Origin of the sequence: Myxococcus sp. CA040A (genome assembly GCF_013336725.1) — a bacterium.
Taxonomy (GTDB): domain Bacteria; phylum Myxococcota; class Myxococcia; order Myxococcales; family Myxococcaceae; genus Myxococcus; species Myxococcus llanfairpwllgwyngyllgogerychwyrndrobwllllantysiliogogogochensis.
In genome coordinates this window covers 330,221-343,496 of record NZ_JABUMR010000005.1, presented here as the reverse complement: position 1 = coordinate 343,496, position 13,276 = coordinate 330,221, and the positions used below count along the sequence as shown (strand labels likewise).

11 protein-coding genes are annotated in these 13,276 nt (G+C 69.3%); 9 read left to right on the top strand and 2 right to left on the bottom strand.

Annotated features, from left to right (window positions below; all coding sequences use genetic code 11):
• Positions 1-103 precede the first annotated feature (103 nt).
• The gene (locus tag HUA75_RS47970) at positions 104-2,092 is read left to right on the top strand and encodes an endo-1,3-alpha-glucanase family glycosylhydrolase (RefSeq protein WP_217446240.1); all 1,989 of its coding nucleotides are present in this window, start codon (positions 104-106) and stop codon (positions 2,090-2,092) included.
• A 39-nt stretch (positions 2,093-2,131) separates the two neighbouring features.
• Positions 2,132-3,031, top strand: a complete 900-nt coding sequence (locus HUA75_RS23280; protein WP_371746175.1) for a WG repeat-containing protein — start codon at positions 2,132-2,134, stop codon at positions 3,029-3,031.
• Between the two features lie 9 nt (positions 3,032-3,040).
• Here HUA75_RS23280 and HUA75_RS23275 read toward each other — a convergent pair whose 3' ends face one another.
• On the bottom strand, positions 3,041-4,528 hold the full coding sequence (locus HUA75_RS23275; RefSeq protein WP_174487662.1) for a hypothetical protein: 1,488 nt from the start codon (positions 4,526-4,528) through the stop codon (positions 3,041-3,043).
• Between the two features lie 217 nt (positions 4,529-4,745).
• Here HUA75_RS23275 and HUA75_RS23270 point away from each other — a divergent pair, with 217 nt between their 5' ends.
• The 3 genes from HUA75_RS23270 (at position 4,746) to HUA75_RS23260 (ending at position 7,633) form a co-directional block, all read left to right on the top strand.
• A complete protein-coding gene (locus tag HUA75_RS23270) occupies positions 4,746-5,762 on the top strand; it encodes a sensor histidine kinase (RefSeq protein WP_246137276.1) in 1,017 nt (338 codons plus the stop codon).
• Positions 5,759-6,544 carry a LytTR family DNA-binding domain-containing protein gene (locus tag HUA75_RS23265; protein ID WP_141643908.1) on the top strand — a complete coding sequence of 262 codons (786 nt, stop codon included), beginning with the start codon at positions 5,759-5,761 and terminating at the stop codon, positions 6,542-6,544. Before HUA75_RS23270 ends, HUA75_RS23265 begins: the two co-directional genes overlap by 4 nt.
• Before the next feature lie 114 nt (positions 6,545-6,658).
• On the top strand, positions 6,659-7,633 hold the full coding sequence (locus HUA75_RS23260) for a PD40 domain-containing protein (RefSeq protein ID WP_141643909.1): 975 nt from the start codon (positions 6,659-6,661) through the stop codon (positions 7,631-7,633).
• A gap of 192 nt (positions 7,634-7,825) precedes the next feature.
• Here HUA75_RS23260 and HUA75_RS23255 read toward each other — a convergent pair whose 3' ends face one another.
• Entirely contained in the window at positions 7,826-8,887 is a 1,062-nt protein-coding gene (locus HUA75_RS23255; protein ID WP_174487661.1) for a DMT family transporter, read from the bottom strand.
• 69 nt (positions 8,888-8,956) lie between these two features.
• Here HUA75_RS23255 and HUA75_RS23250 point away from each other — a divergent pair, with 69 nt between their 5' ends.
• The 4 genes from HUA75_RS23250 to HUA75_RS23235 are packed head-to-tail and all read left to right on the top strand — an operon-like array spanning position 8,957 to position 13,265.
• Positions 8,957-9,367 carry a BlaI/MecI/CopY family transcriptional regulator gene (locus tag HUA75_RS23250; RefSeq protein WP_371746174.1) on the top strand — a complete coding sequence of 137 codons (411 nt, stop codon included), beginning with the start codon at positions 8,957-8,959 and terminating at the stop codon, positions 9,365-9,367.
• Complete coding sequence (locus tag HUA75_RS23245) at positions 9,364-10,350, top strand: M56 family metallopeptidase (RefSeq protein WP_174487659.1); 987 nt, start codon at positions 9,364-9,366, stop codon at positions 10,348-10,350. Before HUA75_RS23250 ends, HUA75_RS23245 begins: the two co-directional genes overlap by 4 nt.
• Positions 10,351-10,359: 9 nt before the next feature.
• Positions 10,360-11,649, top strand: a complete 1,290-nt coding sequence (locus HUA75_RS23240) for a TolC family protein (protein ID WP_174487658.1) — start codon at positions 10,360-10,362, stop codon at positions 11,647-11,649.
• Positions 11,646-13,265: an efflux RND transporter periplasmic adaptor subunit gene (locus HUA75_RS23235; protein ID WP_174487657.1), complete on the top strand. Its 1,620-nt coding sequence runs from the start codon at positions 11,646-11,648 to the stop codon at positions 13,263-13,265. The genes HUA75_RS23240 and HUA75_RS23235 overlap by 4 nt, the downstream gene beginning before the upstream one ends.
• Positions 13,266-13,276 lie beyond the last annotated feature (11 nt).

Here is a 13,276-nt window from a genome sequence, read left to right as displayed (position 1 = left end):
GAGGGCGCGGCTTGCCGCGTTCCTGCTAGCGCCCCTGCTGTCAATGTCCTGCGCGGGAGGCGCTCCTGACGAGTCGCTTCCCTCTGGAGACGGCGCTCCCGAAGTGGGCGCGCTCCCCACGACGCCGGACGCGGACCTGGCCGCCGCCGCCGCGCCTTCACTCGCGACGGTGCTCGTCGCGACGGGCGCGTCGTGGCGCTACCTGGACACGGGCGTGGACCTGGGCACGACGTGGTCGGCGACGGGCTTCTCCGACGCGGCCTGGCCCGCGGGTGCTTCGCCGCTGGGCTACGCGGAGACGGACCTGTCCACGGCGGTCTCCTACGGCTCCAACGCGACGAACAAGCACATCACCACGTACTTCCGGCACGCCTTCACCGTCGCGGACGCGGCGCGGGTCAGCGAGCTGCTGGTGCGGCTGCAGCGGGATGACGGGGCCATCGTCTACCTGAACGGCACGGAGGTCTTCCGCAGCAACCTGCCCGCCGGAACGGTGGGCTACCGCACGCTGGCGCCCGCCACCGTCTCGTTGCCCGCGGAAGAGCAGACGTGGATGAGTCAGGCCATCGACGTGGCGGCGCTGCGCACGGGGACGAACGTCCTCGCGGTGGAGTTGCACCAGTCCGCGGCGAACACGTCCGATGCGCGCTTCAACCTGGAGCTGAGCGCCACGCTGACGACCGCGCCGACGCCCATCTCCGCGTGCTACCCGTTCGACATGCCGACGACGGCGGCGCTGCGCGCGGCGCCGAAGAAGGTCTTCGGTTTCTATTACCCCATCTTCCCCATCTCCATCGACAACGCGCAGCCCGCGTCGGACTACTGGACGGGCTGGATGACGCCCGAGTCGCGCAACGGCGAGTACGCCAACATCGGTGGACTGATGAGGGACCGGCCGTTGCCCCGCGCCCCCTGGGCCGACAGCGCGTGGCGGCAGCGTGATTTCGAGACGGAGGTGCGCCGCGCGATTGCCTCCGGCATGGATGGCTTCCTCTACGAGCACCCGTACCGCGTCTCGTCCGACACGCGGAACAACCAGCTCACCGTCATGCTCGCCGCGGCGGCGGCGGTGGACCCGGAGTTCCGCATCGTCCTCAGTCCGGACTTCCCCACCGAGGCCGCGGGCACCACGGATGGACTGGTGTCGATGATTGCCTCCGTGGCCAATCACCCGTCCGTGCACAAGCTCGATGGCGCCATCGTCCTCGCCACCTTCAACCCCGAGCGCAAGTCGGTGGCCTGGTGGACGGAGCTGAAGACGCGGCTGGCGGCGCAGAACATCCAGGTCACCTTCTGGCCGCTCCTGTCGTACACGGGCGACGTGACGAAGTACGCGGAGTGGAACCCCCTGGTGACGGGCTTCTCCACGTGGGGCGAGCGCACCGCGCAGTCCGCGGAGAACATGCGCCGCTGGAGCGTGGAGTCGCACCGCCGAGGCAAGAAGTGGATGTCCCCCGTCGCGTTCGAGGACGTGCGCCACAAGCTCACCGACAGCGAGAACAGCAGCCGCGTGTACTGGGAGGCGCAGAACAGCCTCGCGTTCCGCTCGCAGTTCGAGAAGGCGATTGAAGGCGACGCGGACTGGGTCACCCTGCTGACGCTGACCGACTACGGCGAATCGTGGATGACGGCGTCGCAGGAGCGCGGCTACGTCATCATGGATTGGATTGCGTACTACACCGCGTGGTTCAAGACGGGTCAGCGGCCCACCATCGTCCGCGACACGCTCTATTACACGCACCGCCGGCACCGCACGGATGCGCCCTTCAACGCCGCGAAGCAGACGGCGCGCGTGATGAAGCTGCGGGGCGGGGTCGCCGCGTCCAACCAGGTGGAGCTGCTCGCCTTCCTCAAGGAGCCGGGCCGGCTGGTCATCACCCAGGGCACCGACGTGCGCACGCTGGATGTGACGAGCGCGGGAGTGACGGCCTTCCAGGCGGCGCTGGTCCCCGGCACCACGCCTGTCTTCGAACTCCAGCGCAACGGTGTCACCGTCCAGCGCCTGGAGAGCAAGACGCCCATCCTCGCGCAGACCGTTTATCAGGACCTCATGTATCACGCGGGCGGCGGACGCTCCTGCACGCGGCCCTGAGCGTCGACGGGCGCGGGCCCGGAGGATAGGGTCCGCGCCGTGACAACGCGTTACGGCTTCATCGACAAGAAGGGGGAGTTGGTCATCCCCAGCCCCCATGGCACGCCCTTCAGCTTCAACGAAGGCCACGCTCGCATGCCCGTGGAGGGCGGCTGGGCCTTCATCGACGTGAAGGGCCAGCGGGCGCTGGACGTGAAGCGTGCGTTCACCGGCTTCAGCGATGGACTGGCCCTGACGGACGCGGGCTTCATCGACGTGAAGGGCAAGCTCGTGTTGCCCGTGGAGTTCAAGGCGAACTTCACGAAGTACGTCGTGGCCGGGGCGACCTACGTCAACGTGGGGCGCTTCGGCTCGGGGCTCGCGCCGGTGATGCGCGCGGGGGCGAAGGGCTCCGATTCGTACCTCAACCGGAAGGGCGAGGTGGTGCTGGACGGGTTCGGCGGTGGACTCGCCCGGCCCTTCTTCGACGGCAAGGCACACGTCGTCTTGAAGGAGCGCCCCAAGGCAGAGCAGAGCCGGCTCATCGACCCCAAGGGCCAGTGCCTCGCCAGCTTCGACTTCGAGACGATGGGCCGCTTCTCGGACGGGCTGGCGCTGGTCGTGAAGGGCAAGAAGTTCGGCTTCGTGGACGAGTCCGGCGCCTGGGTGCTGGAGCCTGGCTTCTCGAACTGGGACACGAGCCTGACGGAGTGCGCGTTTCGCGAGGGGCTCGCTCCCGTGAAGCAGAAGGGCGCCTATGGCTTCATCGACCGGAAGGGGGCCCTGGTCATCGAGCCCCGCTTCCAGGCGGTGAATGGCACGTTCTCGGAAGGGCTGGCCGCCGTGAAGCAGGACGGCAAGTTCGGCTACCTGCGCCCGGACGGAAGCTGGGCGGTGACACCCCGCTTCGCCTCCGCCCAGCCCTTCTCCCACGGGTTGGCCGTGGTGTTGACCGGCTGACGACGCGCGCTACTTCGACGGCGTGTCGGTGCCCGTGGTCAGCAGGTGCGCGGGCACGGGCGTGGCGGTGGCCACGTTCCAACTGTCGGGGCGGCCGGCCACGTCACCCGTGGGCCGCACGCCGTTGCCCAGCACGCCCGTCTTGTTCCGGCCCCAGGAGTAGATGGTGCCGTCCGTCGCGGTGGCGTAGGCGTAGAACGACTGCGCGGTGTTGTGCAGGGCCGTGAAGGTGACGCCCGGGGCCACCTGAACGGGACGGAAGACCATCTTCTGGTACTTGTCCCAATTCCAGCTGTACGGCGGGTCATAGGTGGCGAAGTCCAGCATCACCCCGTTGCCCACCTCGCCCATCGCGCTGTCGCCCCAGCCCCACAGCGTGCCGTCGTCCAGAATCACGTGGGTGACGTGGCCGCTCGCGGAGACGTGGACGACCTTGTGCGTACCGAACTCCGGGAATGACAACTTCACGGGCGTGGACACCGGGTACCAATCGCCTTGCGGTGGGCCGAGCCCCAGGTACGTCCCCTGGATACCCCAGCCCCACAGGCTCCCGTTCTCGTCGAGCGCGACGATCCACTGGCCTCCTCCCGCGGCAAGCTCTTTGACGCGCGCGGGGATGTTCAACGAATTCGGTCGCGCATAGTCCGGGTTGTTGCCCCTGCCCAAGGTCTCACCGGCGGCGCTGCCGCCCCAGGCCCAGACCTTGCCGGTGTCATCGAGCGCGAAGATGCTGCTGTCGTTCGTGGTGAAGCTCGTGATTCGCACGCCCTGCGGCAGCGGGACGCGCACGGGCCGGGTGATGTTGCGCGGCTCCCTGTTGCCGTCTCCCGCGATGCCCAACGTGTCTCCAATCGCTTTGCCGCTCATGCCCCAGACCCAGACGGAGCCGTCCGCCTTCAGCGCCATGTTGAACAGCAGCGCGCTGCGCACCGCGATGACGTTGTCGAACGTCGCGCCGGTGGAGTCCTGGAGGATGAGGTACGGCTGGCCGTTGTTCGGCGTCGTCGTGCGGTTGGGGTAGTCGTTCGTGGTGCCGTCGCCCCGCTGGCCGTAGAGGTTCTGTCCAAAGGTCCAGACGCGGCCCTGGACATCGAGCGCGACGCTCTGGAAACCGCCGCCCGCCACGTCCTTGAAACGCAGCTCCGCGGGCAGGGCGATGTCGACGGGCGGGACCTGGTTGTATGGGTTGGCATGGCCGACGCCGAGCTGCCCGGCGCGGTTGGAGCCGATGCCCAACACCCGACCGTTCACCAGGTAGAACAACTGGTACTCGGCGCTGGCGATGCGGGTCAGCCCCGCGAGGCTGTCGGTGGGCCCTCCACCTGCATCGGGCGGGCCCGCATCCTGAGTCCCCGCGTCTTGCGTTCCCGCGTCGTCGCCGGCCACCTCGATGAACCCCGTGTCTGGAGGGTCCTCCGTTCCCGAGTCATCGGACGACGCGGAGCACCCCATGAGGACCACGGCGAGCGAGACGAAGAGCGTACGGAAAAGTGACATGTGTCTATTGTCACTTGATTGCCGCAATAAAGGGAAGTCAGGCGGAGATGGACTCCGTCCGACATCCTTCAATCGCCCCCGGTCACGGGGCTGACCTGCCTGCTCACTCGGGCCCGCGAGCCTGGCCTTCAGAGGGGAGACCGGCGTGGATGTGAAAGCCGACGCGAGTCCGTGTACCTTGGGTGGCATGTCACGCGGACGCGGTTGGATTTTGTGGGTGGCGGCCTTCGCCTACTGGACCTTGCAGGGGCTTGCCGCCTCCAGTGAGGCGCACTCGGTGCGGGGCGTGTCCTGGGCTCATGCGCTGCTCACGGATGGCTTCGCCACCGCGCTGTGGGCGCCCGTCACCATCGCCGTCGTGTACTACGGCCTGCGCTTCCCCTTCGAGCGGCGTCGCTGGCGCTCCCGTCTGGCGCTGCATGTGGGCGGCGCGCTCGCCGTCTCGTTCTTCCGCGCCACCGTCATCTACTCGCTGGACCCGTACTTCCACTGGTACGACGCGCCCCCCGCCTACACGGCCGTCCTCGAGCACGCGCTGCTCTACAACCCGTTCATCTACCTGACGCTCCTCGGTGTGGCGCACGCCATCTACTACGCCGAGCAGCTCCGGCTTCGGGACACCCAGCTCGCCCGCGCCCAGCTCCACGTCCTCAAGTCCCAGCTTCACCCGCACTTCCTCTTCAATACGCTCAACTCCATCTCTGCCCTGGTGCACCGGGACCCGATGGGCAGCGAGCGGATGATTGCTCGGCTCAGTGACTTGCTGCGGGGCACGCTGGATGCCGCGGGCCGCGAGGAGGTGACGCTGCGGGACGAACTGCGCACCCTCCAGCTCTACCTGGACATCCAGGGCGTGCGCTTCACGGACCGGCTCCAGGTGAAGCACGAAATCGAGCAGGACACGCTCGGCGCCCACGTGCCGCACTTGTTGCTCCAGCCCCTGGTGGAGAACGCCATCCAGCATGGCATCGCCCCGCGCTCCGCCCCGGGTACGGTGACGGTGTCCGCCCGGCGTGAGGGCTCGGCGCTGCTCCTGGAGGTCCGCGACGACGGCGTCGGGCTGCGCGAGGCGACCGCGCCCAGGCCCTCGGGAGGCGGCAAGGGCCTGTGGATTACGCGGGAGCGGCTGGTCCAGCTCTATGGTCCGGACCACCGGCTGGAGCTGCGCGGACGCTCGGAGGGTGGGGCGCTGGTGTCCCTGGCCATTCCCTTCCGGACGGAGCCGGCGACATGACTCCGCCCATCCGCGTGCTCATCGTCGACGATGAGCCGCTGGCCCGGGAGCGGCTGAAGGAGCTGCTCGCGGACGAGTCGGACATGGCCGTCATCGGCGAGTGTCGCGACGGTGTGGAGGCCATCGCCGCCATTGGCAGGGAGCGTCCGGACCTGGTGCTGCTGGACGTGCAGATGCCGGAGCCCGACGGCTTCGGCGTGCTGCGCGCGGTGGCCCAGGAGCAGCAGCCGGCGGTCATCTTCGTGACGGCGCACAGGGACTTCGCGGTGCAGGCGTTCGAGGCCAACGCGCTCGACTACCTGCTCAAGCCGTTCGACAGGGAGCGCTTCCGTCTCAGCCTCGCGCGGGTGCGCGAGCGCCGCCGCACCGGGGCCATGGAGTTGGACTCGGACCTCATCGAGCGGCTCGAGTCGCTGTCGCAGCGCCTGCCTCCCACGTCGGAGCCCTACGCGACGAAGTTGGTGACCAAGGTGGGCTGGCGCATGCGGTTTCTTCGCGTGGAGGACATCGACTACCTGGAGGCGGAGGGGAACTACGTCTCCGTCCACCTGGGCAAGCAGTCGTACCTGGCGCGCGAGACGATGAACGCGCTGGAGGCGAAGCTGGACCCGAAGGACTTCGTGCGTGCGCACCGCTCGCTCATCGTCCGCGTGGACCGCATCGAGGAAGTGGAGCCACTGCCCCCGGGCGAGTTCGTGCTGACACTGAGGGATGGCACGAAGCTGACGTCCGGCCGGAGCTACCGCGCCAGGCTCCAGCGGGCCCTGGACCTGCCCTCCTGAGCGGGGTGGGGCGGCGATTCCACCGTTGGCCCCAGGACCTCCACCGTTCGTCACAACTCCATCGCGAGTCTCGGGAGGTCGGGCGACTGTGTCTCCAACACAAGGAGACGTCGCATGAATCGATTCACCCCTGGGAAGTCGTGGTCTCTTGGCCTCTTCGTCGCCATGTCCTCCATGACGATGGCGTGCGCCGCGCAGGAGCCTGAGTCCGCCAAGGTGGCGGAGGCGCTCGGCGCGCAAGAGGTGTCCAGCGAGTCGTTGCGGTTCCTGACCTGCCCCGCGGGCGGCAGCATGTTCGCGCCGGGAGAGGTCTCCCTCCCGGACCGCTCGGAGTACCGGCTCACCTTCTCCTCGGACGGCAACACGGCGTACTACCACGTGGATGCGGCGGAGGCGCCGTTCCAGGCCATCTACGAGACGCACAAGGTGAACGGCCACTTCACCCCCGGACAGCTGGTGTCCTTCTCCGGCACGTACCTGGACACCGACCCGTTCCTCACGCCGGACGGCAACTCGCTGTTCTTCTCGTCCACCCGTCCCGTGACGGGCACCGAGGAGCGCGCGGACTCGGACCTGTGGGTGGTGCACAAGCAGGCGGATGGAAGCTGGGGCGCGCCGCAGCACCTGGGCCCCAACGTCAACTCGGACCGCCAGGAGCTCTACGTCAGCGCGACGCGTGATGGGACGGTGTACTTCGCCAGCGGCACGTTCGACTCGGACTTCAACATCTACCGCTCGGAGCGCCGCGGCCCCGGCTACGCCCCCGCGGAGAAGCTGGGCACGGGCGTCAACAGCCCGGACTACTGGGAGTACAACTCGCACATCTCCGCGGACGGCCGGGTGCTCATCTTCGCCTCGCTCAACCGTCCGGAGGGCCACGGCCTGGGAGACCTGTACGCGAGCATCAACATCGGGGGGCGCTTCACCAAGGCCATCAACCTGGGGCCGGCGGTGAACACGGAGAAGGACGAGTTCCACCCCTCGCTGAGCGTGGACGGGCGTCACCTCTACTTCGTGCGGCAGACGTGGGCGCCGTTCGTGCCGTCGGACTTCTACCAGCTCGACACCTACTGCCTGCTGTTCCAGTGACGGCGAGGGAGACCGCCACCCGGGGCGGCGCTCTCTTGACGTGAAGCAAGGCGGGGCGGGCGGGGAGTGGCGCAGGGGCACTCCACGCTCGCCTCGCTGTTTCATTGGGGGGGATTCAGCCGGCGATACCCACCGCGAGGCTGATGACGTAACCGTCCGTGACGTTGCGACGTTGACCGGGCCCATCCGCTCTCAGTGCTTGTGGCGGTGATGCAGGTCCGACACATGCGGATGGTCATGCGTGAGAGGCGCATGGTGGTGGGGGTGACTGTGGGGCTCGGCGGTGGACATGCCGGGAGGATGCGCGTGCTGGTGGTGGGTATCGTGGACATGGGCGTGTTCGTGCGCCAGTGGCGCGTGCGTGTGCGAATGGCCATGCCGCTCGCGCAGCAGCAGCACCACGCCCGTGGCCATCAGCCCACCCGCGACCAGGTCCAGGGGCCGCAGCCTTTCCCCCAGCAGGGGCACGGCCACCAGGGCACCCACGAAGGGGGCCGTGGCGAAGTACGCGGCTTCGCGCGCCGCGCCCAGCAGTCGGAGTGCATAGGCATCCAGGACGATGGACAGTCCGTAGCTCGCGAAGCCGAGCACCAACGTGCCTCCCACGACATGGGCACCGGGAAAGGGCTGGCCCGTCATCCAGGCGAGGACGAACGTGCACGCGCCGGAGCCCAGGGCCTTGATGCGCACGAGGGTGAGCGGATCCTTGAGCGACAGCCGCTGCGTGAGGTTGTTGTCCACCGCCCAGGCGAGGCATGCGCCGGACAGCGCAAGCACACCGATGATATCTCCGTGCAGCTCCCCTTCCTGAAACCCCAGGACCGCCGCGCCCGCCATGACGAAGCCCGCGGCGAGGGTGCCAGCTCGCCCCAGGTGCTCCCCGAACACGAGCAGTGCCAGCAGGATGGTGAAGGGGCCTTCCAGGTTGAGCATGAGGGAGGCCGCCACTCCGGACATGCGTTGCAGGCCCACCAGCATCAGCACCGGCCCCAGGATGCCACCACAGAGGATGACACCGGCCAGCAGGGGAAGGTCCTTGCGCCCGATGCCCGCCTCGCGACCCTTGACGCCAGACGGGCCCAGTCGGCGCAGGGCTTCAAGCCCCGTCAGCCCCAGCCCGCCGCCCAGGTAGAGCAGCGAAGCCAACACCAAGGGCGTGCTGGAGGGCAGCAGCAACTTCGCCACGGGCGCGCTGACACCGAAAAGAGCTGCGGCGGAAAGGCCAAGCACCGCGCCCTTCACACGGGAAGACACCCACACGGCTCCTCCTGACCGGTTCATCCAGAGGCTGGAGCCGGCTGTTACTATTGACGATAGTAGCTGGTGGCGGATAGAGATGCATTCGTGAAGAAGCGCACCTGGGAACCCCTCGGCACCCTCGAAGCAGCCGTGATGAAGGTCGTCTGGACACGCTCTCCTGCTACGGCCCGTGAGGTATGCGACCGCATGACGGGTCGCGCGGAGCGGGCGTACACGACCATCATGACGACGATGGACCGGCTGCATCGCAAGGGCCTGCTCGGGCGTGAGAAGGACGGCCTGGCGTGGCGCTACTCACCGGTGCTCACCCAGCCCGAGTTCGAGAAGGCGCTGGCGGACGGATTGGCGACAGACATCCTCCAGTCACATGGTGAGACGGCGCTGGCGGCGTTCGTGGACGCAGCGGCCGAAGTGGATGAGTCATTGCTCGACCGGCTGGCGCAGCTCATCGCCGAACGGCGGGGGCGAGGATGATTTCCGCCCTGGCCTTCCTGCTGGAGTGTGCCGCCGTGGCGGCCACGATGGGCGTGCTGACCTCGTTGCTGGTGGGCCCTGTCTTCCTGTTGCCTCCGTCCGTGCTCCGGCTGCGCCCGGCGCTCCGCGCGGATGGGGCCTTCCTCCTCGCCACGCTACCCATGGGTGTGTCCCTGGCGGTGGTGGCCGCCGCCGCCGCGCCTTCGCTGGGTGCGTTGGTGGGCCTGGGTCATGACCACTGTCAAAGCCACGGCCACCATCTCCACCTGTGTCTTCTGCACTCGTCCGGGTTGAGGCCGGTGCTCGCGGTGGTGGGCGCGCTGGCGCTGGCCACGTTCCTGTTCCGCTCGGGCGGGCTGGTGCTGCGCATCCTGAGGACCCGTGGACGTCTTGCCGCGCTGGAGGCGCTGGGCGCCCTGCTGCCGGGAGCGTTTCCCATAGTCGCTGTTCCGGGCGCACCTCGGCTGTGCCATGCGGCCGGGGTGTTCCGTCGGCGCATCCTCCTGTCCGCCAGCCTGAAGGGGGCCCTGGCCTCAGGCGAGTTGCGGGCCGCGCTGGCCCATGAAGAAGCCCACCTGCGGCGCAGGGACCCGCTGGCGGCGCTGCTGCTGTCCCTCGCGGGGCTCTTCGTTCCACCACCCCTGGCGCGCGTTTTCGCTTCCGCCTACCAGACAGCGGCGGAAGAGGCGTGCGACGCGGAGGCGGTGCTCGCGGTCGGTGATGGCACCGTGGTGGCTGAAGCCCTGGTGAAGATGGCGACGCTCCAGCGGCGTGCGTCCACCGCGACCGGAGTCCCCGCCTTCGGGAGGCTGGCGCTGGAGCAGCGGGTGCGGCTCCTCCTGAATGGACAAGCGCGGCGGGTCGTTCCCTCCCATGCCCTCCTGCTCACAACCAGCGTCGGGACCGGGATGCTCGCCTTCGCTCTCGTCCATACGGCCTTCCTCCACCACGCGGTGGAGACCGCGCTCCACTTCCTCTCCTGAACGACAGCCATGCCCACGCGCACGCTCCGCATTCCTTCGCCCGCAGCTACTATCGCCGGTAGTATTCTGGGGCTGCTCATCGCGGGGAGTGCCACGGCCCAGACGCCGCTGACCGAAGCCCTGTACGTGCGGCAGGTGGAGGCCGGGAGCCTGGAAGGACGGGTCGCGGAAGCGGAAGCCGCGGCGGGGCGGGCTTCGGCGGCAGGCGCGGGGCGGTGGCCCAATCCCACGCTGGAGTGGCAACGGGAGAAGGCGACCTCGGGCTCGGCCTCGAGGGCGAGTCAGGACATCGTGAACGTCTCCATTCCGCTGGTGCTCTCCGGGCGCCTGGGGCTGGAAGCAGAGGCCGCGAACCGGGGGGCGCGGGCCTCCGAGGCAACCCTCGCGAGAGCGCGGGGTGAGCTGCGTCACGCGGCGGTACGCGCCTTCTCCGCGGCGCTGGCGGCCCAGGAGCGACGGCTCATCATGGAGGAGTCGCTTTCCTCCCTGAGGCATCTGGCGGAAGTCATTGTCGTGCGGGAGCAGGCGGGCGATGCCGCCGGCTACGACCGGCTGCGCATCGAAATCGAAGCAGCGGCGGTGGAGGATGGCTTGAGTGGCGCGGTGCTCGACGAGCATCACGCGCGGGCACAGGCGCTCTCCCTTCTGGGCCCGGGAACGCAGTCCCTGCCTCATCTCCAGGGGCCGCTGGCTCCAGAGCGCGTACTGCCTTCCTCGGAACAGCTCCTGGCCCAGTTGGAGTCGCGCCGCGCCGATGTCCGGGCCCTGGAATTGGAGGCACAGGGCGCCCAGGCAGCTCGCGAGGCGGCGACGCGAGGCTGGGTTCCAGACCCCACGGTGAACGCAGGCGGGCAGCTCATCAACGTGGGACAGCCGGGGGCTGGCGGCGGCTACGTGGTGGGCCTCGCGCTGCCGTTGCCGCTCTTCGACCGCAGGCAGGGACAGGAGGCCCAGGCTCGGGCCCGCCTTCAGCTCGCCGAGGCCCGACGGGCCGCGCTCATCCATGCCGCACGCACCCGGCTCACCGCCGTGCTGGAGGATGTGGAGGGCCAGCGGGCGCGGCGGACCCGGCAGCGGGAGGGCGTGCTCGCTCGCGCGGAGGAGCTGCGCCGAATCGCCCAGGCGGCATACCAGGGCGGCGGTGCGGACCTCCTCGTCCTGGTGGACGCGGAGCGGACCGCCCGCGAAGCGCGGCTGACCGCCGTGGCTCTCTCCCTCGCGGTCGCCGAGGCCGAAGCCGACCTCTTCCTTCTTTCGGGCGCCTGGGATGGCGCCGCACCCCGGAGTGCCCAGCCATGAGCCGCCCGTACCTTCTCTCCCTGGCCTTCGCATGCATGCTCGCCACATCCTGCAAGGACCCGGGCCATGCCCATGAGGGTGAGGCCGCCCACGGACACGGCGAGGGGGCCGCGCACGGCGCCACGAGTTCCACCGAGCCGGAGCGACCGGGCCTCTCCGTCACCGCCTACCAGGATGGCCTGGAGCTGTTCATGGAGTACCCGGCGCTGGTGGTGGGACAGCCCTCGCCGCTGGTGGCGCACTTCACCGACGCGCGTGACTCAGAGGGCTTCAGGGTGGTGACGAAGGGCCAGGTGACGGCGACGCTGCGCTACGCGGACGGCGCCGAGGAGCGCTTCGTCGCGGAGAAGCTGCTGCGCGACGGCATCTTCAAACCCGAGGTGCGGCCCACGAAGCCCGGCGCGGCCACGCTGACGCTGCGTCTCGAAGGAGAGCAGGTGTCCGGGACGGTGGAGGCCGGGCAGGTGGTGGTGCATCCCTCCCTCGCCGACGCGGTGGCCACCGCGTCCCCCGAGGCGCCAGCGGGAGAGCCTTCGGTGCCATTCCTCAAGGAGCAGCAGTGGAAGACCCGCTACGCCACGATTCCCGCCGAAGCCCGGGTGCTCCAGGGCGGGGTGCGCGCCCATGGTGAATTGAAGCCCGTGGCGGGACAGGCGGCGGAGCTGTCCGCGCCCGTGGCGGGGAGAATCCTCGTGGGCGGGCGGGTGCCGCACCTGGGGCAGCGGGTGATGGCGGGGGACGTGCTGGTGAGGCTCGCGCCCACGGCGATGGCGGGCGCGACGGATCTGGCCACCGTGGAGATGGAGGCGGCACGGGCACGGGCCGAGCTGGGACTGGCCGAACGCGAGGTGACGCGGGCGGAGGAGATGTTCGCGGCGAAGGCGCTTCCAGAGAAGCAGCTCGACTCGGCGCGGGTCGCGCGCGAAGTGGCGGCGGCGAAGGTGGCGGCCACCGAGCGTCAACTCTCCCTCTATCGCGGCACCCAGAGTGGCGCGGGGAGCGCGGGAGGCGCGGCCTTCGAGCTGCGCTCACCGCTGGAGGGCGTGGTGTCCTTCGCGGACGTGACGCCCGGCGCGGTGGTGCAGGCAGGGACCCGGCTCGTGTCCGTCCTCAACCCTTCAAGGCTGTGGCTGGAGGCCAGGGTGTACGAGGTGGATGCTCCGAAGGTGGAGCACTCGCCGGGAGCGGCTTTCACGGTGGCGGGCTTCACGCGCGAGTTCACGGTGGACGAGAAGACGGGGCGCCGGGTGGCTGTCGGCACCGTGGTGGATGCCGAAACGCGCACCGTGCCCGTGCTCTTCGAGTTGCCCAACCCCGAGGGCACGCTCAAGCCGGGGATGTTCGCGAAGGTGACGCTCTACACGGGGGAGACCGTGAGGGCCCTGGCCGTCCCCGAGGCCGCGGTGGTGGACGACAACGGCCGGCCCACCGTCTTCGTCATGGAGGGCGGCGAGTCCTTCTTCAAGCGCGCCATCCGCCCCGGCATTCGCTCCGGCGGCTGGGTTCAGGTGCTGGACGGGGTGAAGGAAGGCGAGCGCGTCGTCTCGCGCGGGGCCTACGAACTGAAGTTGTCCACCGCCACCGGGGCCATTCCCGAGCACGGCCACCAGCACTAAGCCCCTTCCCT

Excerpts from the sequence above, each read along its gene's own strand:
- HUA75_RS23235 (WP_174487657.1), top strand. The coding sequence starts at position 11,646 with ATGAGCCGCCCGTACCTTCTCTCCCTGGCCTTCGCATGCATGCTCGCC.
- HUA75_RS23265 (WP_141643908.1), top strand. The coding sequence starts at position 5,759 with ATGACTCCGCCCATCCGCGTGCTCATCGTCGACGATGAGCCGCTGGCC.
- HUA75_RS23260 (WP_141643909.1), top strand. The coding sequence starts at position 6,659 with ATGAATCGATTCACCCCTGGGAAGTCGTGGTCTCTTGGCCTCTTCGTC.
- HUA75_RS23245 (WP_174487659.1), top strand. The coding sequence starts at position 9,364 with ATGATTTCCGCCCTGGCCTTCCTGCTGGAGTGTGCCGCCGTGGCGGCC.
- HUA75_RS23240 (WP_174487658.1), top strand. The coding sequence starts at position 10,360 with ATGCCCACGCGCACGCTCCGCATTCCTTCGCCCGCAGCTACTATCGCC.
- HUA75_RS23275 (WP_174487662.1), bottom strand. The coding sequence starts at position 4,528 with ATGTCACTTTTCCGTACGCTCTTCGTCTCGCTCGCCGTGGTCCTCATG.